Origin of the sequence: Corynebacterium sp. HMSC22B11 (assembly GCF_001815965.1) — a bacterium.
In the GTDB taxonomy this organism is placed as follows: Bacteria; Actinomycetota; Actinomycetes; order Mycobacteriales; family Mycobacteriaceae; genus Corynebacterium.
Map to the genome: position 1 here is coordinate 31,075 of NZ_KV823484.1, position 20,885 is coordinate 51,959.

At 66.9% G+C, this 20,885-nt stretch carries 12 protein-coding genes; 11 read left to right on the plus strand and 1 reads right to left on the minus strand.

Annotated features, from left to right (window positions below):
• The first annotated feature begins 9 nt into the window (after positions 1–9).
• The 11 genes from HMPREF3088_RS03775 (at position 10) to HMPREF3088_RS03825 (ending at position 19,466) form a co-directional block, all read left to right on the plus strand.
• Entirely contained in the window at positions 10–2,094 is a 2,085-nt protein-coding gene (locus tag HMPREF3088_RS03775; protein WP_070758503.1) for a glycosyltransferase, read from the plus strand.
• Entirely contained in the window at positions 2,094–2,687 is a 594-nt protein-coding gene (locus HMPREF3088_RS03780) for a phosphatase PAP2 family protein (protein WP_070758504.1), read from the plus strand. The genes HMPREF3088_RS03775 and HMPREF3088_RS03780 overlap by 1 nt, the downstream gene beginning before the upstream one ends.
• A 45-nt stretch (positions 2,688–2,732) precedes the next feature.
• The gene (locus HMPREF3088_RS03785) at positions 2,733–3,785 is read left to right on the plus strand and encodes a decaprenyl-phosphate phosphoribosyltransferase (protein WP_070758505.1); all 1,053 of its coding nucleotides are present in this window, start codon (positions 2,733–2,735) and stop codon (positions 3,783–3,785) included.
• Between the two features lie 108 nt (positions 3,786–3,893).
• Positions 3,894–4,910 carry an alpha/beta hydrolase gene (locus HMPREF3088_RS03790; RefSeq protein WP_070758506.1) on the plus strand — a complete coding sequence of 339 codons (1,017 nt, stop codon included), beginning with the start codon at positions 3,894–3,896 and terminating at the stop codon, positions 4,908–4,910.
• A gap of 324 nt (positions 4,911–5,234) precedes the next feature.
• Complete coding sequence (locus tag HMPREF3088_RS03795) at positions 5,235–7,175, plus strand: alpha/beta hydrolase-fold protein (protein WP_070758507.1); 1,941 nt, start codon at positions 5,235–5,237, stop codon at positions 7,173–7,175.
• A gap of 208 nt (positions 7,176–7,383) precedes the next feature.
• Positions 7,384–7,965: a hypothetical protein gene (locus HMPREF3088_RS03800; protein ID WP_070758508.1), complete on the plus strand. Its 582-nt coding sequence runs from the start codon at positions 7,384–7,386 to the stop codon at positions 7,963–7,965.
• A 25-nt stretch (positions 7,966–7,990) separates the two neighbouring features.
• A complete protein-coding gene (locus tag HMPREF3088_RS03805; protein ID WP_070758509.1) occupies positions 7,991–8,941 on the plus strand; it encodes a cutinase family protein in 951 nt (316 codons plus the stop codon).
• Between the two features lie 104 nt (positions 8,942–9,045).
• Positions 9,046–10,923, plus strand: a complete 1,878-nt coding sequence (locus HMPREF3088_RS03810; RefSeq protein WP_070758510.1) for a FadD32-like long-chain-fatty-acid--AMP ligase — start codon at positions 9,046–9,048, stop codon at positions 10,921–10,923.
• Positions 10,924–11,001: 78 nt separating this feature from the next.
• The gene (pks13, locus tag HMPREF3088_RS03815; RefSeq protein ID WP_070758511.1) at positions 11,002–16,005 is read left to right on the plus strand and encodes a polyketide synthase Pks13; all 5,004 of its coding nucleotides are present in this window, start codon (positions 11,002–11,004) and stop codon (positions 16,003–16,005) included.
• 7 nt (positions 16,006–16,012) lie between these two features.
• On the plus strand, positions 16,013–17,614 hold the full coding sequence (locus HMPREF3088_RS03820; protein ID WP_070758512.1) for an acyl-CoA carboxylase subunit beta: 1,602 nt from the start codon (positions 16,013–16,015) through the stop codon (positions 17,612–17,614).
• A 124-nt stretch (positions 17,615–17,738) separates the two neighbouring features.
• A complete protein-coding gene (locus tag HMPREF3088_RS03825; RefSeq protein ID WP_070758513.1) occupies positions 17,739–19,466 on the plus strand; it encodes an acyl-CoA synthetase in 1,728 nt (575 codons plus the stop codon).
• A gap of 135 nt (positions 19,467–19,601) precedes the next feature.
• Here the strand turns inward: HMPREF3088_RS03825 and HMPREF3088_RS03830 are convergent, their stop codons facing one another.
• Positions 19,602–20,879, minus strand: coding sequence for an MFS transporter (locus tag HMPREF3088_RS03830; RefSeq protein WP_070758514.1), 1,278 nt, complete (start codon positions 20,877–20,879; stop codon positions 19,602–19,604).
• Positions 20,880–20,885: the final 6 nt, after the last annotated feature.

A 20,885-nucleotide genomic window follows, 5' to 3' on the forward strand; every position in this document is an offset into this window, starting at 1 on the left:
CCTGCTCATATGACTGGACACTCCAGCAAAAACTTTGACGATACTCGCCTCGCCCGCATCATCCTGCCGAAGCGGGGCGAGCCGCGCGACGTCCGCAGCCTCTACATCGTGGAGAACGAGTCCACGACCACCGGCCGCGTCACCGCGCTGTCCCGCACCGAGTGCCGCATCCCGGCCGGCGCGGAGATCTCCTTCGAGACATACTTCAACGCCTTCCCCGCCTCCTACTGGCGCCGTTGGTCCCAGCTGGACGAGGTTCAGCTGCGCATCGAGCTGACCGGCGAGGCCCGCGTGGACATCTACCGCTCCAAGATCGACGGTTCCCGCATCGCCGTGACCGGCGCGGACGTCGACGTCGACGAGAAGGGGCGCGGCACCGCGGAGTTCACCGTCTCCCTGGCCCCCTTCGAGGACGGCGGCTGGATCTGGTTCGACCTGACCTGCGAGTCCGAGACCACCGTCCACTCCGCCGGCTGGTACGCCACCAAGCCCGCCGAGGGGCAGATCCTGCAGTCCCCGGCCGTCGTGCGCGACGCCGACACCGCAGCCGAAACCCACCTGAACCCGGGTGACAAGCTGCCCGCCGCCGAGCCACGCGTCACCATCGGCATCCCGACGTTCAACCGCCCGGCCGATGCGGTCGCCGCCCTCGAGGCGTTGGCCTCCGACCCGGAGGTCGGCAAGGTCATCGACGCGGTCATCATGCCAGATCAGGGTGATAAGCACCCGGCCGACGAGCCCGGTTTCCAGGCCGTCAGCGAGCACTTCGGTGAGAAGCTGCGCATCGTGCAGCAGGGCAACCTCGGTGGCTCCGGCGGCTACTCCCGCATCATGTACGAGGCCCGCCACGCCGAGCGCGGCACCACCAGCCCGTTCATCCTCTACATGGACGACGACATCCAGATCGAGCCGGACTCCGTCCTGCGTTCCCTGGCGGCTGCCCGCTACGCGCGTTCCCCGATGCTGATCGGCGGCCAGATGCTGAACCTGCAGGAGCGCAGCCACCTGCACACCATGGGTGAGGTCATCGACCGCGGCTCCTTCATGTGGACCGCCGCACCCCACACCCACTACGACCACGACTTCTACAAGCACCCGCTGCGCGACCGCGGCTCCTACGGCAAGAACGCCTCCGGCGAGGAGATCGACTCCCGGGACCTGCACCGCCGCATCGACGTCGACTACAACGGCTGGTGGATGTGCATGATCCCGCGCGTCGTCGCGGACACGATCGGCCAGCCGCTCCCACTGTTCATCAAGTGGGACGACGGCGAGTTCGGCCTGCGTGCCAAGGACGCCGGCTTCCCGACCGCCTCCTGGCCAGGCATCGCGATCTGGCACATGGCCTGGTCCGATAAGGACGACGCCATCGACTGGCAGGCCTACTTCCACCTGCGCAACCGCCTCATCGTCGCCGCCATCCAGCACGAGGGCAGCCCGCGCGGCATCATTACCTCGATGGCGAAGGCCACCGCCAAGCACCTGCTGTGCCTGGAGTACTCCACCGTCGCCATCCAGAATGAGGCGATGAAGGACTTCCTGGCCGGCCCGGAGCAGCTGTTCAGCATCCTGGACACCTCCCTGCCGCGCATCAACGCGCTGCGCAAGAGCTACCCGGATGCCGTGGTGATCCCGTCGGCTTCCGAGCTGCCTCACCCATCCGGCGGGCCGCGCAACCTCACCCGCATCCCGCTGAGCATCCCGGCAAAGGTCAAGACGCTGGCTCAGGCTGTGATCAACAACGCTAAGCCGGCGGACGAGCGCCACCACGAGGTGCCGCAGGTCAGCCTGCCGCCGATCGAGGCCCGGTGGTTCAGCCTCTCCCGTGTGGACGGGGCGACCGTGACCACCGCCGACGGTCGGGGAGTGGTCTACCGCAAGCGCGACCGCGCCAAAATGCTGGAACTGGCCCGCGAGTCCATGCGCCTGCAGAAGCAGGTCGCGGAGCGCTTCGATGAGCTGCGCACCCGCTACCGCGAGGCGCACCCGTACCTGACGAGCCTCGAGGGCTGGGCGCAGATCTTCGAGCCGGACTCCGAGCTGGCCAAGGCCGGCCAGGACTCCGATCTGGCGCCGAAGAAGGAGCGTGCCTAATGGTCACGCAGGATTCTCAGACCGCCGGTCGCGTCGTGGGGGATCCGTTCGGTGAGACCCGCGCGCTGGTCGCGATCCAGAACGCGATCGGCGAGCCGGGGAGCGGCTCCAGCTTGGCCTCGGTGCAGCGCATCTCGCGCGGTATGAGCCACTTCGGGGAGCACGCACTCGGCTGGTTCGCAGTCTCCGCAGCGGGTGCCACGGCGGATAAGCCGCGCCGGGCCGAGTGGCTGGGCGTGGGTGTCTCCGCCTTCATCGCGCACGCTGCGAGCGTGATCATCAAGCGCATCGTGCGCCGACCCCGCCCGCACGACCCGGCGATTCGCATCGGCGTGGGCACCCCGTCCAAGCTGAGTTTCCCCTCCTCGCACGCCACCAGCTCCACCGCGGCGCTGGTGAGCATGGCGGACCTGACCGGGAAGAAGGCGCCCCTAGCGGGCGTTCCCGCGATGGGCTTTTCCCGCCTAGTCTTGGGCGTGCACTACCCGAGCGACGTGATCGTCGGTACGCTTATCGGGTTGACGACCAGCAAGGCGGTTCAGAAGACGATCGTCCCCCGCTTGAAGCAGCGGCTGAGCGGCCGCGGTGCCTAGCGGGTTGAAAAGACACTTGTTTTCCACAGGGAGTGACGCGTAACAGTGAGCAATCGGGATCCAGAATCCTTCTTCGGCGGCGAGCCCCACACCTCCGGCATTGAGTCGGCGGATGCGACGGCGCGCCGCTACGAGGGCACGGAATATGACGCGTCGAAGACGAGCACCTCGGTGGAGGCGGAGAAGCTGCAGCCACCGAAGAACCTGCTCGACGGGATGATCAAGGCGCTGCGTCCGAAGCAGTGGGTGAAGAACGTCCTGGTCGTCGCCGCGCCCGTCGCGGCCGGTGGGGACGTCATCTTCCAGGGCCGCGTGCTGCTGGACATCCTCATCGCCTTCGTGGCCTTCTGCCTCGCCGCGTCCTCCATCTACCTCATCAACGACGCCCGCGACGTCGAGGCCGACCGCCAGCACCCGACGAAGCGCTTCCGGCCGATCGCTGCTGGTGTGCTGCCGGTCTCGCTGGCCTACATCATGTCGGTGGTGCTCATCGCCCTCGCGGTGGGCGGGTCCTTCCTGGCTAGCTCCGGGCCTGGGCTGGCCATCGTCGTGGCCGTGTACATCGCGCTGCAGCTGGGTTACTGCTTCGGCTGGAAGCACCAGCCGGTGATCGATATCGCCCTGGTCAGCTCCGGCTTCATGCTGCGCGCGATGGCCGGTGGCGTGGCGGCCGGGGTGATCCTGTCCCAGTGGTTCCTGCTGGTCGCGGCCTTCGGTTCCCTGTTCATGGCGGCTGGTAAGCGCTACGCGGAGCTGAAGCTCTCCCTGCGTTCGGGAGCGAAGATCCGCAAGTCTCTGGAAAGCTACACCCCGACCTACCTGCGTTTCGTGTGGACGCTGGCCGCAACAGCCGTGGTGCTGAGCTACGCGCTCTGGGGCTTTGATCTCTCCCAGCAGGTCAGCGGTGCGGCCGCGGTGTGGTACCAGATCTCGATGGTTCCATTCACGGTGGCGATCCTGCGCTACGCGGCTGATGTGGACCGCGGCGACGGCGGGGCGCCGGATGAAATCGCGCTCAACGACCGCGCTCTGCAGGTGTTGGCGCTGGCCTGGCTGGTGACGATCGGCATCGCGGTTTACGTGGTCCCGGCCCTCTAGTATCCAAGAGAGTTTTCAAAGCAAAAGTTTTCATACGAACGGCATGGCGTTTCAGATAAAGATTTGATAACGTCATGCCGTTAACTATTCGTCGTTGAGGGATTTTTCATGAACCTTAAAATGAGCTCCATGGTTATGGGCAAGCGCCTCACAGCAGTGCTGGTGGCCATCGCTACTGCGCTCGGCATGGCGACCGTCGTTGCTCCGCAGGCATCGGCCGATACCCGTGGCGTGCTGCGCCCGGGCTGCACCTGGTCCCCGTACAAGTACTACGTGCAGGACTGCTGGGTCAGTTCGCCGTCGATGGGCCAGAAGATCAAGGTCCAGATCCAGGCTGCCTCCCGTGGCGGCAGTGCCGGTGTCTACTTCCTGGACGGTCTGCGTGCTCCAGAGCACTACAGCGACTGGGTGGAGCTGGGGCATGCTCCGCGCAAGTTCGTCAACGACAACGTCACCCTGGCTATGCCGGTCGGTGGCAAGGGTCAGTTCTACACCGACTGGCAAGGCCACTGGGGTGGCAACAATGGCCCGCGTAAGCCGCGCTGGGAGACCTTCCTGACCCGTGAGCTGCCGAATTACCTGGCCCGCGAGTTTGGCGTCTCCCGCACCAATAACTCCGTGGTTGGCCTGTCTATGGGTGCGATGGCCGCGATGAATCTTGCCGCGTGGCACCGCAACCAGTTCAAGCAGGTGACCTCCATGTCTGGTTACCTGAACCCGACCTTCCCGGGCATGTACTTCGCGATGGACTACTCGATGAAGGATTCTTCCGGTCCGGGTGCTCGCGTTGAAAACATGTGGGGTCCGCCGGCGAGCCCGGGTCGCTTCCGTAACGACCCGACCCTGAATGTCGGCCGTCTGCAGGGGATGCCGATGTACCTCTCGGCTTCCCTTGGTGGCCCGACGCCGGATATCGACTTCGTGAACAACCCTGTTGTCGGAGCTAGCGCGGTCATGCTGGAGTTCTTCTCCCGCACCTCGACCGGAAAGTTTGAGCTGGCTGCGCGCGGCGCTGGCATTAACCCGGTCGTCAGCTACAGCCCTGTCGGTGTTCACAACTGGAATAACTGGGGCGCCGAGCTCAGCAAGGCTCGCCCGCACATCCTGCGCGCACTGGGTGCTTAGTCCGGTTCGAGCCTGATGGGATCGTGTTCTCCCGTGAATGGTTGAACACCCTGGCTCTATAGAAAAGGGGCGCTTCCTCTCCATCGAGGAAGCGCCCCTTTCTTTGCGTCTCGGAAACTTTTCTGCGAGTTGCCGTCGAGTGTGCTTTACAAGCCCTAACGAAACAGTAAGCTTAAGCCTTAAGTGAAGCTTTAGGCTTTGTGGCTATTGAGGCTGGCGAGAAACCCAGGCCGAAGCGGGAGGGGAACCCGCTTCGACCGGGAGCTACCAGCCTGGATCTCGGCTGTTTTATTGACGTTCATAAGGACACAAGGAAGAAAACACATGCGCATTGCTGCGAAACTCCCCCGCCCGTCCCGTCTGGGGAAGGCGACGCTTGCCCTGCCGCTGGCCGCGGCTCTCGCCCTGCCGCTGATGCCAGCTGCCAACGCGCAGAGCCCTGCCGGTAGCCTGGCTGGCTCCAGCGGCCCTGGCTCCGGCACTGGCTACCTTGAGCCCGACAACGTTCCGGCACGCGAGCCGGTGCGCGTGACCGAGCAGAACCTCCCGGGCCTGCCGGAGGGCGTGTCCGTGGACAAGGTCGAGTGGATCACCGACCGCTGGGCGAATGTCTACATCAACTCTGCCGCCATGCCGGGCAAGCCGGTGAAGGTCCAGATCCTGCTGGCCCGCGATTGGTACTCCAAGCCGAACCAGAAGTTCCCGACCGTCTGGGCCCTCGACGGCCTGCGCGCCCGCGAGGATGAGTCCGGCTGGACCCTGTCCACGAATATCGCGAACTTCTACGCGGACAAGAACGTCAACGTCGTCCTCCCGGTCGGCGGCGAGTCCTCCTTCTACACCGACTGGCAGCAGCCGGACAAGGGCAAGCACTACAAGTGGGAGAGCTTCCTCGTCAACGAGCTCCCGGCTGTCCTGCGCGAGGGCTGGCGCAGCACCGAGGACCGCGCGATCGTCGGCCTGTCCATGGGTGGCACCGCGGCGATGAACCTCGCGCAGCGCTTCCCGAAGATGTGGAAGTTCGTCGGTTCCTTCTCCGGCTACCTGGACACCACCTCCCCGGGCATGCCGCAGGGCATCGCCTACGCCACGCAGGACGGCGGCGGCTACGACGCGCAGAAGATGTGGGGTCCGTTCGGCTCCAAGGACTGGTACGAGCACGACCCGAAGCTGGGTGTTGGCCTGCTGAAGGACATGTCCGTGTATGTCTCCGCCGGTAACGGCACACCGGGCAACCCGGGGGAGAACAGCCCGGCCGGTATCGGCCTGGAGGTCATGTCCCGCCTGACCACCCAGACCTTCCTCAAGGAGGCCAAGAAGAAGGGCGTGAAGGTTACAGCCCACTTCCGCAACTCCGGCATCCACAACTGGCCGTACTGGCAGTTCGAGATGACCCAGGCGTGGCCACAGATCGCTAATGCACTCTCCCTCTCCGAGGATGACCGTGGCGCCCAGTGCGCTGCTGGCGGTGCGATCGGCGATGCGCTGAAGGCTAACCCGCAGATCGGCGCCCAGGTCGGCGCCTGCGTCTCCGGCGAATACGACGCCGCCCGCGGCGGCAAGGTCCAGGACTACCGCTCCGGCCGCGCTTACTGGCACCCGGACACCGGCGCCCACTTCCTGTGGGGCCGCATCGGTGCCCGCTACGTGGAAATGGGCGCAACCCACTCCTGGCTCGGCTACCCGAAGAGCGAAGAACACGAGATCTCCAACGGCCGCGGCCGCTTCGTTGAGTTCGAACACGGCAACATCTACTGGACCCACGAGACCGGCGCCTATGCGGTGAAGAAGGACATCATGCGCACCTGGGGCGAGAAGGGCTACGAGAACGGCCCGCTCGGCTACCCAGTGGCGAACGCCGAGAAGGTCGGGGACGGCTGGGTGCAGCGCTTCCAGAACGGCGTCATCACCCGCGACAAGGACGGCAAGACCCAGTACGTCCAGGGCGAGATCGCCAAGAAGTACATGGCTGCCAAGGGTCCGGAGTCCAAGCTGGGCTTCCCGGTTACCGGAGAGATGGACCTGCCGAACAAGAAGGGCAAGTTCTCCGAGTTCACCGGCGGCTACATCTACTGGTCCCCGAAGACCGGCGCCCACATCATCTACAAGGGCGCGATCTTCGACGCCTGGGGCGAGGAGAAGCACGAGCAGGGCAAGTACGGCCTGCCGATCGCTGACCAGACCGCGATCCCAGCGGGCGGCGAGGTCGTGCGCTTCCAGAATGGCGAGATCCAGCACGTTAACGGCAGGATCGTCAAGAAGTAACACTCGCCCATAGGGCGGGGCCGGGATAATGAACCCCGGCAGACCGGGCACCGGGAGGGGCGGCGCGTGCGCCAGCGCTCTCCCCGGTGCCCGGTATCGTTTTAACTAGTCAATCCGTTCACCGCGCCTGGCTACTAGCCCCAGCCCCGGCGGGGTCGTAATATGGCTGACCCGCCGAATTCCGGCGCCAATGGAAAGGAAGCGCACTGTGCGAAAGACCAGCCTCCCAACGATGCGGCGGCCGCTGGCCATCCTGGCGAGCCTGACCCTCCTCGGCGCGGCCAGCGCATGTGGCACGGGCAGCACCGTCGACAACTCGGAGCAGGCCGATAACACCGCCGTGCCGAGCGTCTCCGCGTCCGCGAAGCCGGACAAGGGCGACGATAAGAGCAAGGACAAGGACGACTCCAAGGATGAGGACGCGTCCTCCGGCGACCACGGTGCGACCGGCAAGGGTGCGCAGGACGGCGCCGTCGAGGAAGTGGAGGACGTCCCCGAGGGCGACGACCGCAGCGAGGAGGAGGAGAGCTTCCTGGCGGCTCTGGAGAAGTCCGGCGTGCACTTCGACAAGGTGGACGAGGCGAGCCGCAATGCAGTCGAGTCGCAGATCATCGCTGCCGGCTACCATCACTGCCGCGAATCGGATACCCCGCTGATCGGGGTCGCGGCCGGTCAGATGCTCGCCCAGGGGCTCGTCGACCCACCCAAGGGGGACGACGCCCTCACCCAGAAGTTCGAATCCATGATGAAGGATCTGCGCACCGCCGCGGATGAAAACCTCTGCCGCTAAGCGCGGCCGGGAGGAAAGAAGAATAATGCGCAAGCCAATCGGCAAAACCGTGACGATCATCGGCCTGGTGGTGCTCCTGGTGCTCATCATCGCCGGCATCGGCTCCTGGCTGGGTACCGATGGGAAGGGTGGCTTCGGCGGACCCGGCTCCCACGAGGGCTCTGGGAAGCCGGGCCGCGAGGCGAGCCCGAACCCGCCGGGGTGTGTGGACTACGAGGTCGTCGCCCTGCCCGGTACCTGGGAGTCCAAGGCGGACGACGACCCGGTACATCCGACTGCCAATCCCCGCTCCCTGCTGCTGCACGTCACCCAACCGCTGCAGGAGCAGACCGACCCGGAGCGCGTGAAGATCCACACGGTGCCCTATACCGCGCAGTTCCGGAACTTCAACGCACAGCACGAGATGAGCTACGACGACTCCCGCAAGCAGGGCCTGGGGCGCGCCGTCGGGGAGATTCAGGCGACGCACGAGAAGTGCCCGGCCACGAAGTTCATCCTCGTCGGGTTCAGCCAGGGCGCGGTCATTGCCGGCGACCTGGCGTCGAATATCGGCAACCACCGCGGGCCGGTGGATCCCTCCCTGATCGCCGGTGTCGCGCTGATCGCGGATGGTCGACAGGAGCCACAGCACGGCGAACTGGTGGGTAATAAGGAAAACACTGGCATCGGCGCTGAGGTTGCGCTGCACGCGGTGAACGCGCTCGTGCAGCCCATCGTGCCGGGGGCGACGATGCGCGGCGGGCGCCCGGATGGCTTCGGCGAGCTCAATGACCGCGTGAAGAACTTCTGTGCTGCCGGGGATACGGTCTGCGACGCGCCACCGACGATCGGCAACGCAGTGTCCCGGGCCAAGGAGCTGGTGGGATCCAACGGTATCCATGCCCATTACGACACCAACCGCGACGTCGTCGACGGAATGACCGCGCCAGAGTGGATCACTAACTGGGTGCGCGACCTTGTGGCGCAGCCCATCTAAAAAACTTCAGACACGAACCCTCAAGTGGTGCATCGCACACCTAAATAGTTTAGGGTACAAAACAGCTATTCGTGACTCTAGAGAAGGGACTAGGTGGTCCACCGATGGATATCAATGCAGCCATGGGGCAGTTCTTTGACGAGAACGGCAATATCGCCGTGCCCGATGCACTGACGCTCTCCGGGATGAACGAGATGCTCTTCGGCGCCGCTAAGGCGCAGGGAGAAGCCGACAAGGTCCTGTACCGCTACTGGGACTACAACGACTCCGCCGAGGGCGTGCTCCGCGAGTACACCCGCGAGGAGATCAACACCCGCATCAAGGCCGTGTGCGTGCGCCTGCAGCAGGTCACCAAGCGCGGCGACCGCGTGGCCATCCTCGCCAATAACTCGCCCGAGTACGTCTACAGCTTCCTCGGCATCATGTACGCCGGCCTGGTGCCGGTGCCGCTCTACGACCCGACCGAGCCGGGCCACGCGGACCACCTCACCGCGGTGCTGGATTCCTCCACCCCGGTGGCCGTCATGACCAACAAGCGCTCCGCCACCGCGGTCCGCGAGTTCTTCGCCGACCGCCCGGCCCCGGAGCGCCCGCGCGTGCTTGTCGCCGACGCCCTGCCGGACAGCCTCGCTGAGCAGTGGCAGAACCCGGCCGAGCTGCTGGCCAAGCACCCGGAGCTCGCGCCGAAGAGCTCCGACGAGGCGTTCCTGCAGTACACCTCCGGCTCCACCCGCACCCCAGCGGGCGTGGTCCTGACGCACAAGTCCATCGTCACCAACGTGCTGCAGATCTTCATCGCCGTGAAGCTGCAGCCGCCGGTGCGCATCGTCAGCTGGCTGCCACTGCACCACGACATGGGCCTGATCCTCGCGGCTTTTGCCTCCATCTTGGGCATCCCGTTCGACCTCATGAGCCCCCGGGACTTCCTGCAGAACCCAGCCCGCTGGATCAAGCAGCTCGACAAGCGCGACGACGAGGAGAACATCTACACCGTCGTCCCGAACTTCGCCCTCGAGCTGGCGACCCGCTACGCCAACCCCGCCGACGAGGCGAACGCGGAGCTGCTCGCGGGACTGGATCTCTCCCGCGTCGACGGCCTGGTCAACGGCTCCGAGCCGGTCACCCACGCCTCCGTGGAGCGCTTCCTCGACCTCTTCGCCAACTACCAGCTGCGCCGTGAGACGATGCGTCCGTCCTACGGACTGGCCGAGGCCTCCCTGCTGGTTACCACCCCACAGACCGGAAAGCGGCCGTGGACCCAGTGGTTCGACCGCGAGCAGCTCGCGGGCGGCACCGCGGTGGCGCTGCCGGAGGGTGATGAGGCAGCCATGCCGCTGACCTCCGTCGGTCAGGTCTGCCCCTGGCAGAGCCTCTGCATCGTGGACCCGGAGACCGGCAAGGAGCTCGCGGACGGCCAGGTCGGTGAGCTGTGGACTAACGGTGAGAACACCGCCGCCGGCTACCTCAACCGCGAGGAAGAGACCACCTACACCTTCCGCAACCACCTCCCCGCGGACCACCGCCTGCCCGAGAACTCCCGGGCGGGTAACGCGCCGGAGGATAACTGGATGCGCACCGGCGACCTCGGCGTCATCGTTGACGATCAGGTCTTCATCACCGGCCGCCTGAAGGACCTCGTCATCGTCGCGGGCCGCAACCACTACCCGCAGGACATCGAGGAGACGGCCGCCGCGGCGACGTCTCACGTCAGCCACGGCGCAATCGCAGCCTTCGCGGTATCGGGCACCGAGCTGGGCCAGGACGTCGAGGGGCTGGTCATCCTCGCGGAGCGCACTCCGGAGGCCTCCCCCGTGGAGGATGGCATTGCGGCCAACGACATCCGCGCGGCCGTGTCCAAGATCCACGGCCTGAAGCCGGCGGATATCCGCATCGTGGACGCCGGAAACATCCCGCGCTCCAGCGCAAACAAGATCGCCCGCCGTGTTGCGGCGAAGGCCTACTCGCAGGGCCAGTTCAACTAGAGTTAGGCGGCTCGTCCGTTAGGATGAAAGATTCACTAGGACGCGCCGCATTGCAACGAGAGGAATCACCCGGTCACCATGGCAGAAGATAACGTGGGTCGCGCTCAGCAGGACCACCCCCGGAGCGAAGCAGAGCTCCGGCAGTGGCTGCGTAACTGGGTATCGGAGACCACCGACACCCCGGAGGCGGAGATCCGCGACGATCAGCCACTGGAGGAATTCGGGCTTTCATCCCGCGACGTGGTGATCCTCTCGGGGGAGTTGCAGCGCATGACGGGCCTGTCGGTGGACGCCACCGTGGCCTATGAGCACAACTCCATCGGGGCGCTCGTCGACTACTTGAGTTCCCAAGGTCAGGCGAACGCCCCGGCGGCAGCGTCCGCAAAGAGGCGCGCCGTGGGCGGCGAGCAGGCGCCGGGGGAGCGGGACATTGCCGTCGTCGGCATGGCCGGCAGCTACCCGGGTGCCCCGACCACCGACGAGTTCTGGGACCTGCTGATCAGCTACCAGGACGGTATCGGTGAGCTGCCGGAGGGCCGCTGGTCCGAGTGGGCAGAGAACCCGGAGATGGTTCGTCGCATGGCGGACGCGCAGCTCACGGGCGGTTACCTGCCGGACCTGGCGTCCTTCGATGCGGAATTCTTCGGGCTCTCCCCGCTGGAGGCCGCGAACATGGACCCGCAGCAGCGCATCCTGTTGAAGCTGACCTGGGAGGCCCTTGAGGACGCACTGATCCCAGCGAACTCGCTGCGAGGAGACAACGTGGGCGTGTTCATGGGAACCACGAACAACGACTACGCGAACCTCATCATCGCCGACCCGAAGGTCGCCCACCCCTATGCCCTGATCGGCAACTCCAGCTCCATCGTTGCCAACCGCATTTCTTATGCTTTTGACTTCCGGGGGCCGTCGGTTGCGATGGACACCGCCTGTTCCTCCTCGCTGGTGGCGATCCACCAGGCGGTTGGTTCCCTGCGCGACGGCAGCTCCGAGGTTGCGATCGCCGGTGGCGTGAATCTGCTGGCCAACCCCTTCGCTACCGTTGCCTTCTCCGAGACCGGGGTGCTGTCCCCGACCGGCAAGATCCACGCCTTCTCTGAGGACGCCGACGGCATCGTGCGCTCCGACGGCGCCGGCGTGATCGTGCTCAAGCGCCTCTCCGATGCAGTGGCAGCCGGGGATAACATCCTCGGCGTCATCAAGGGGTCGGCGGTGAACTCGGACGGCCGGTCCAACGGCATCACCGCGCCGAACCCGGAGGCACAGTCCGCAGTGCTGCGCGCCGCCTACGAGGACGCGGGAATCGACCCGACGACCGTGGACTACGTGGAGGCCCACGGCACCGGCACCATCCTCGGCGACCCGATCGAGGCCCGCGCGCTTGGCGAGGTGCTGGGCGCGGGGCGCGATGCGGATCACCCGACCCTGCTGGGGTCGGCCAAGACGAACTTCGGCCACACCGAGGCCGCGGCGGGCGTGGCCGGCGTGATGAAGGTCCTGATGGCGATGCGCGAGGGCGTGCTGCCACCGAGCCTGAACTACGTGGGCCCGAACCCGCACATCGACTTCGACGCCCAGCGCCTCGAGGTGGTTGAGGATCCGCGCGAATGGCCGGAGTACTCCGGCCGCCCGGTGGCCGGTGTGTCCGGTTTCGGCTTCGGCGGCACGAATGCGCACGTGGTGATCGCAGCACCGACCGAGGAAGAGCTGCGCGACGCTGCCGCACTGAATGAGGAACGGGCCGCTGGCAAGGCAGACGCCGGCTCGGACGCCGCCGCGGGCACGGACCCGGCCCACCCGCTGATCGACTGGGAGGCATGCGAGACCCCAGCCGCTCTGCTGCCGGTCTCCGGATTCCTGCCCTCCCGCCGCCGCCTGGCCGCAGGCGACCTGCGCGACTGGTTGGCCTCGCACGAGTCCGCCGACCTGCTGGACGTCGCCGGAGCACTCGCTGGCCGCAACCACGGCCGCTCCCGCGGCATCATCCGAGCCACCAACACCACCGAAGCCATCGAGGGGCTGGAGCGCCTCGCCGAGGGCAAGAAGGGCTCATCCGTCTTCACCGCGGACTCTCCGGCTGCCACCGGCCCGGTCTGGGTCTACTCCGGCTTCGGCTCCCAGCACCGGAAGATGGGCAAGGAGCTCGCTGCAATCTCCAGCTTCTTCGCTGAGCGTCTCGCCGCGATCGACGAGATCGTGCAGCGCGAATCCGGCTGGTCGCTGGTGGAGAAGATCAACGACGACGAGCAGAACTTCGACCTGGAATCCGCCCAGGTCGCCATCACCGCCGTCCAGATCGCGCTGACCGACCTGCTGCGGGAGTTCGGGCTGCGCCCGGCCGCGGTCGTCGGCCAGTCCCTGGGCGAGATCGGTGCCGCCTACGGCTCCGGCGGGCTGTCCCTGGAGGACGCCATGATCGTGGCCTGCCACCGCTCCCGCCTCATGGGCGAGGGCGAGAGTCAGCTCACCGGCGATCAGGCCGGGGCGATGGCCGTCATCGAACTGGGCCCGGAGGCGCTGGGGACCTTCCGCGCCGAGCACCCGGAGTTCGCCAAGGTGGAGCCCGCGGTCTACGCCGCGCCGGGCATGACCACCGTCGGCGGCCCGCAGGCAGCCGTCGCCGCGCTCGTTGAGTACCTGGACGGCGAGGGCAAGTTCGCCCGCATGCTGGATGTCAAGGGCGCGGGGCACACCTCGATGCTCGACCCGATCCTCTCCGAGCTGCTCTACGAGATCGGCGGCATCACCGCCCGCCCGATCCACACGCCGCTGTACTCCACCGTCCACCGCGGCGAGGTCTACCAGCCGGGCGAGGCTGTGCACGACGCGGATTACTTCGTCCACTGCACCCGCCACCCGGTCTGGTTCTCGGACGCCACCGGCCAGCAGTTCAAGGACGGCTACCGCACCTTCGTGGAGCTCTCCGCCCACCCGGTCGCGCTCATGCCGATCATGAACATCGCCTTCGCCCACGACGCGGGTGACGCCAAGACCCTCTACGCGCTCAAGCGCAAGGAGCCGGCCGCGGAGACGCTGCTGAATCTCCTGGCCGAGCTCTACGCCGAGGGCGCCGATCTGGACTTTGGCCGCCTGTACCCGCGCAACTTCGCGCTGCAGCTGCCGGGCCAGCACTGGGTGGAACAGCCGCACTGGACCGACGCCCACCCGTCCGGCCCAGGCGCGCAGGGCCTGCCGGGCAGCCGCGTGGACCTGCCGGACGGCCGGGTGGCCTTCGCGACACAGGCGGATCGCATCGCCTCCCTGGAAGTGCTTGCCGAGGCGCTGGCCGACGAGCTCGCGCCGGGGCATGCCGTCAGCGCGGCACAGTCCCACGGGGTGCTGCCCGCAGCCGGCGAGATCACGACCATCGCCACCCGCACCTTGGGCGGCTGGTCCCTCCAGGTTTTCGACGTTGCTGGCACCGGCCAGGTGCTGGGCGAGGCCTTCGTCAGCACGCTGGATGGGGCCGCAAGCGCTGGCGCGGCAGCTGCTGCACCAGCCGCTGTGGCTGCCAACGCCACCGAGGACGCAGGGCAGAAGCTGGGCGCGGTGACACAGTCCGCGCACGCCCTGCCGGAAGTCCAGGAGGGCGAGGCCCGCTGGGCCCCGGACAGTGGGGTGAGCGTGGCCCAGCGGCTGCGGGAGATCGTCTCGGAATCCATGGGCTACGACGTTGAGGACCTGCCGGGCGAGCTGCCGCTCATCGACCTGGGCCTGGACTCCCTGATGGGGATGCGCATCAAGAACCGGGTGGAGTACGAGTTCGACCTGCCGCCGCTGCAGGTTCAGCAGCTCCGCGACGGCTCCGTGGACACCGTCATCGCCATGGTCGAGGCGGAGATCGCCTCCCGCACCAGTGAATCGGGAGCTGCGGAGCAGGCGCCGGAGCAGACCGACGCTCAGCCAGCAGGTGACGCAGCGGACGACGCCGAGGGCGCTACCGACTACACCGTCAATACCGGGGGAGTCGCCCCGCGCGACGCCTCCGAGCGCCTCGTCTTCGCCACCTGGGCGAAGATCAACGGCAAGGCGGCAGCCGGTGTCACCAGCCCGCTGCCGAAGATCAGCGCCGAGACCGCCCAGCAGGTCGCCGAGCGACTGAGCGAACGCTCCGGTGCTGAGGTCACCGCCGAGCAGGTCGCCGAAGCCACGGACCTCGCCGCCCTGGCGGATACCGTCCGCGCCAGCCTGGAGACCGCCGTCGAAGGCAACATCCGCGTGCTGCGCGCCCGCCCGGCTGGCTCCGAAAAGCCGAGCCTGTTCCTCTTCCACCCAGCCGGTGGCTCCTCGGTGGTCTACCAGCCGCTGACCCGCCGCCTGCCGGAAGGCGTCCCCGTCTACGGCGTCGAACGCCTCGAGGGCAGCCTGAAGGACCGCGCCGCGGCCTACCTGGACGAGATCATCGCCCTGGCCGATGGCCGCCCGGTCGTGCTCGGTGGTTGGAGCTTCGGCGGGGCCCTGGCCTATGAGGTCGCGTTCCAGCTCGCCCAGCGCGCCGCGGCGGGCGAGCCTAGCGCCGAGGTGCAGCGCATCGTCCTGCTGGACACCGTGCAGCCGGCCAACCCGGCGCCGGATACGAAGGAGGAGATGCACGCCCGCTGGGACCGCTACGCCGCCTTCGTCAACAAGACCTACGGCTTCGAGATGGAGGTTCCGCACGAGCTGCTGGATCTGCAGGGCGAGGACGTCATGCTCGCGATGTTCCAGGAGATGTTGCAGTCCCCGGAGGCCGCCAGCCTCGGGCTGCCCGCGGGCGTGCTGGAGCACCAGCGGGCCAGCTTCGTGGACAACCGCATCCTCGAGTCCCTGGACTTCCACGCCTGGGCGGCCGTCGATGTACCGGTCACCCTCTTCCGCGCCGAGCGGATGCACGATGGTGCAATCGAGCTGGAACCGGCTTATCGTGATATTGCGCCGGACGGCGGCTGGGGCGAGATCGTCACCGAGCTGGATGTCATCCAGCTGCAGGGCGACCACCTCGCCATCGTCGACGAGCCCGAGATCTCGAAGGTGGGCCGCGCGCTCACCGAGGTGATCAAGGACACCCCGGCCACGGACGAAGAACCACAGGATGAGGAGTAGCCCCGACGTGTCTGAAGACTCTGCTGACCAGGCCAACCCGCAGGGTGAAGATACTGCTCCAGCGGACAGCAGCGTGTCCGCGAAGCTGAAGGATCTGCAGCGCCGGCTCGAGCTGGCGCAGGACCCGGGCTCCGAGTCGGCGAAGGCCAAGCGCGACGCCGCTGGGCTCACCACCCCGCGCCAGCGCATCGACGCCCTCCTCGACGAGGGTTCCTTCACCGAGATCGGTGCCCTCGGCCAGGCCCCGGGCGACCCGAGTGCCCCCTACGGCGACGGTGTGGTCACCGGCTACGGCCGCATCGGCGGCCGCCCCGTCGCGATCTATGCCCACGACAAGTCCGTTTTCGGCGGCTCCGTGGGCGAGACCTTCGGCAAGAAGGTCACCGAGGTCATGGACATGGCCACCCGCGTCGGTATCCCGGTCATCGGTATCAACGACTCCGGCGGCGCCCGCATTCAGGACGCCGTGACCTCCCTGGCCATGTACTCCGAGATCGCACGCCGCCAGGTTCCGCTCTCCGGCCAGAGCCCGCAGATCTCCATCCTCCTGGGCCCCTCCGCAGGTGGAGCGGTCTACGCCCCCGTGACGACGGACTTCCTCATCGCCGTGGACGGCCGCACCCAGATGTTCGTCACCGGCCCGGCCGTCATCGAGTCCGTGACCGGCGAGAAGGTCTCCATGGAGGAGCTGGGCGGGGCGCGCCAGCAGGCCCGCAACGGCAACATCAGCTACGTCGCCGCCACCGAGGAGGAGGCCTTCAACTACGTCAAGGACCTGCTGGACTTCCTGCCCTCCTCGGCCTTCGACGAACTGCCACAGTACTGGGCGCCGAACGACTCCCTGACGGAGCGGGATAAGGAACTGAACTCCATCATCCCGGACGACCCGAACGCCGGTTACGACATGATGGATGTGCTGACCCGCATCTTCGACGACGAGAACGTCCTCGAGGTGCAGGGCGACTACGGCGCCAACGTCATCACCGCCTACGCGCGCATCGACGGGCAGACGGTCGGCGTGATCGCGAACCAGCCGATGGTGCTGGCCGGCTGCCTGGATGCTGAGGCCGCGGACAAGGCCTCCCGCTTCATCCGCATCAACAATGCCTACAACATCCCGCTCGTCTTCGTCGTGGACACCCCCGGCTACCTGCCGGGCGCGGAGCAGGAGAAGGTCGGCCTGATCCACCGTGGTGCGCACCTGGGCTTCGCCCTGGCCGACGCGACGGTGCCGAAGGTCACCGTGGTGGTGCGCAAGGCGTTCGGCGGCGGTTACGCCGTCATGGGTTCGAAGAACCTCACGGCGGATGTGAACCTCGCGTGGCCGACCGCGCAGATCGCGGTGATGGGCGCGGAGGCCGCCGTCGTCATGATGAAGGGCAAGGAACTGGCCGCGATGCCGCCGGAAAAGCGGGTGGTGGCGAAGAAGATGTTCATGGACTTCTACAACGCCAACATGACCAGCCCCTATGTATCCGCGGAGCGGGGCTACGTGGACGCGATCATCTCCCCAGAGGACACCCGCGTGCAGCTGCGTCAGGCGCTGCGCCAGCTGGCGCACAAGCGCACTCCGAGGGAAAAGAAGAAGCACACGATTCTGCCGATGTAGCCGCATCGGTGAGCACACACAGCGTGGCGGATTCTCTCGAGTTCCGCCGCGCTCGTGTTGTTTTCGGCGTAATATCCATAGTAATTTTTGGGTCCAAACAACCGGCCAACAAGATGGGAAGTATATGACGACGCAGTCGCCGCTGAGCCAGATCAAGAAGCTCGCCAATAGCCTCAAGTACTCGGCAGAGGGCCTCGCCACCGAGGTCTCCGCCGTGGGGCGCGGGCTGATCCCGGTGCTGCGCTCCGACATCGTCGCCAAGGGAGGCGGCGTGCGTGGCCAGCTCGCCTTCCTGGAGGGCATCGCCCGCTACGGCTTCAGCACCGCCCGCCAGATGCGCTACGCGGCCTTCCACGCCCCAGATCAGCTGGCCTTCATCGACGACATGGGGCAGCGCACCTACCGTGAGATGCTGGATGACGTCCAGGCCCTGGCCCGCTCCCTGCAGCGCCGCGGCGTGAGCTCCGGTGCCCGGGTCGGCGTGATGTGCCGCAATAGCCGCGCGATCATCTACGCCATCGGCGCCAAGGGCTTCATCGGCACCAAGATCTTCCTGCTGAATATCGGCAGCTCCCCGGAACAGCTAGCTAAGTCCCTGGTGGAACACGACCTGGACCTGCTGTACATCGACGAGGAATTCGCCGAGCGCCTGCCGGAGGACCTCGGCGGCTGCGAGATCATCATCGGGCACGCCGAGGACCTCGGCAACCCGAAGGTGCGCGACGCCTCCTGGCCGACCTTCCAGCAACTCATCGATACCGCTCCGAGCGCGGAAGCAGAGAAGCTGCCGCTGTTCCCGAAGCGCGACCACATCATCATCATGTCCTCCGGCACCTCCGGCACGCCGAAGGGCGTGGCCATCCGGGAGCCGCTGATCCCGACCCCGCTGCGCGCGCTGGTCACCCGCGTGCCGTGGCGCAAGAACATGATGCTGCAGATGTCCGCCTCCATGTTCCACTCCTGGGGCTGGGCGAACATCAACCTCATCATCGCCCACCGCGCGACCGTGGTGCTGCGCCGTATCTTCGACCCGAAGCAGGCGATGGAGGACCTGGTGAACTACCAGGTCGAGGGCATCATCACCTCGCCGATCTTCCTCAAGGAACAGCTGCGGGTCGCCGAGGAGGGGGACTACGACGTCTCCCGCGTGAAGATGATCATCTCCTCCGGCCACGCGATGACCCCGGACTTCATCCGCGCGGTCCAGGCGAAGTTCGGGCCGGTGCTGGCGAACTTCTACGGCTCCACCGAGGCCTCCTCCTGCGTGATGACCACCCCGGAGGAGCTGGCAGAGGACCCGAAGCTCGCGGGCCGCGCCGTCACCGGCGTGCGCATCAAGATTTTGGACGAGGACGGCAACGAGCTGCCCCCGGGCCAGGTCGGCCGCATCTTCTGCCGCGGCGCGATGACGATGAAGCAGTACACCAACGCCCGCGACAAGATGGTGATCGAAAAGGGCCTGCTGGAGATCGGCGACAAGGGCTACCTCACCGAGGACGGCCGCCTCTACGTCCTGGGCCGCAACGACGACATGATCATCGTCGGCGGCGAGAACGTCTACCCGAAGTCCGTCACCGAGGTGCTGGAGCCCATGCCGGGAATCCGCGACCTCTTCGTCAAGGGTGTGGAGGACGAGGACACCTTCGCACGCCTGGCTGTGTGGATTGTTCGGGAGGACGACGAGACCGGCCGGCGCCTCACGAAGAAGGCCGTTCAGGACTGGGTCCTGGAGAAGCTCGCCGAGCACTCCGTGCCCCGGGATGTCGTCTTCGTCGACGAGCTGCCGTACAACCCGACCGGCAAGGTCATGCCGCGCCAACTTCCGGATTCCCGCATTCACGGCGAGCCCTAGCTCGCGCTAGCGGCCCAGGTGCGCTGGGGTGCGCTTCCTGGGGGCGCGTCGGCGTGGGCCTGTGCGGGGGGCGTGCGTGAGGCGTGTGCGCCTGGGGCGTGCGTGATCCGCGCCCGTGCGGGGGCGTTCCCGGGGTTAGCCCTGCTGCTTGGCCTTGCGGTGCACGAAGAGCGTGATGAGCAGTGCCAGCACATAGAGCCCGGTGAGCCAGGCGAGCAGCGCCGCCCAGCTGATGTCGAAGAACTGGCCCGAGAGCGCGCCCAGCAGGGAGGAACCCAGGTAGTAGCTCAGCACATAGGTGCTGGAGGCCTCGGCGCGGTCCTTCTTTGCCGCCGCGCTCACCCAGCCGCTGGCCACGGAGTGGCAGGCGAAAAATGCGGCGGTGAACAGCAGCGCGCCGGTGACGGTGAGCCAGACCGTCGGGATAAACATCAGCAACAAACCGGCCAGTGCCAGCACCATCGCGACGGTGAGCACCCGGCCCTGGCCGTAGGCCTGCACGGCCCGACCCGCCCGGGCGGAGGACCAGGTGCCGGAAAGGTAGATGACGAAGACCGCGGCGGCCAGTGATTCTGGTAGCCCGTACTCGCCGATCAGGTGGAAGCCCAGGTAGTTGTACAGGGAGACGAAGGCGCCCATCAGCAGGAAGGGCAGCACGAACAGCCCGAGCAGCACCGGCGAGCGGAAGTGGCCCGCGAAGGCGGCGAGCTCGTGGGAGACGGTGATCTTCTTTGGCCGGAAGTTCTGCGAGGGAGGCAGCAGCACCAGCATCGCCAGGCCGATGAGGACGGAGACCCCACCCGAGGTCAGCACCGCGACGCGCCAGTCCGCGAATTCCAGCACCGCGCCGGGAATGAGGCGGCCGAAGAGGCCGCCGATGCTCGTGCCGGAAATATAGAAGCCCATCACCCGCGGCAGGTGTTGGGCGTCGATCTCCTCGGCGAGGTAGGTCATGATCACCGCGGGCACGCCGGCCACCGCCACGCCCTGCAGGGCGCGCATGAGCAGCAGCGAGCCGACCCCTGGCGCGATGGCCACCAGCAGGCTCAGGAAGGTGGCGGCCATGACGCTGATCTGCAGGATGCGGTAGCGCCCCAGCCGCTCGGAGAGGATGCCGACGGGGATGACGGACAGCGCGAGCGCGCCCGTCGTCGCCGAGACGGAGAGCGCGGCGACGGTGGGGCTGATGCCAAAGTCCGCGGTGATGCTCGGCAGCACCGCCTGGGTGACGTACATGGCGTTGAAGGACGCCAGACCGGCGAAAAGCGCGCCGATCAGTGCCCTCTTGTAGCCCGGATCGGTTGGTGTGAGCCCCCTAGATACGCCAGCGGCGCCGGCCGTCCCCTCCCGGGCGGCCGACGCCGTCGTTTCTGGCTCCACGTCCTCCGCTGCGTGATTCTCTGTGTGGCTCATGCCACT

Bases quoted from the DNA above. Each gene is read 5' to 3' on its own strand.
- HMPREF3088_RS03775 (WP_070758503.1), top strand. From the start codon at position 10: ATGACTGGACACTCCAGCAAAAACTTTGACGATACTCGCCTCGCCCGC.
- HMPREF3088_RS03780 (WP_070758504.1), top strand. From the start codon at position 2,094: ATGGTCACGCAGGATTCTCAGACCGCCGGTCGCGTCGTGGGGGATCCG.
- HMPREF3088_RS03790 (WP_070758506.1), top strand. From the start codon at position 3,894: ATGAACCTTAAAATGAGCTCCATGGTTATGGGCAAGCGCCTCACAGCA.
- HMPREF3088_RS03795 (WP_070758507.1), top strand. From the start codon at position 5,235: ATGCGCATTGCTGCGAAACTCCCCCGCCCGTCCCGTCTGGGGAAGGCG.
- HMPREF3088_RS03805 (WP_070758509.1), top strand. From the start codon at position 7,991: ATGCGCAAGCCAATCGGCAAAACCGTGACGATCATCGGCCTGGTGGTG.
- HMPREF3088_RS03810 (WP_070758510.1), top strand. From the start codon at position 9,046: ATGGATATCAATGCAGCCATGGGGCAGTTCTTTGACGAGAACGGCAAT.
- pks13 (WP_070758511.1), top strand. From the start codon at position 11,002: ATGGCAGAAGATAACGTGGGTCGCGCTCAGCAGGACCACCCCCGGAGC.
- HMPREF3088_RS03825 (WP_070758513.1), top strand. From the start codon at position 17,739: ATGACGACGCAGTCGCCGCTGAGCCAGATCAAGAAGCTCGCCAATAGC.
- HMPREF3088_RS03830 (WP_070758514.1), bottom strand. From the start codon at position 20,879: ATGAGCCACACAGAGAATCACGCAGCGGAGGACGTGGAGCCAGAAACG.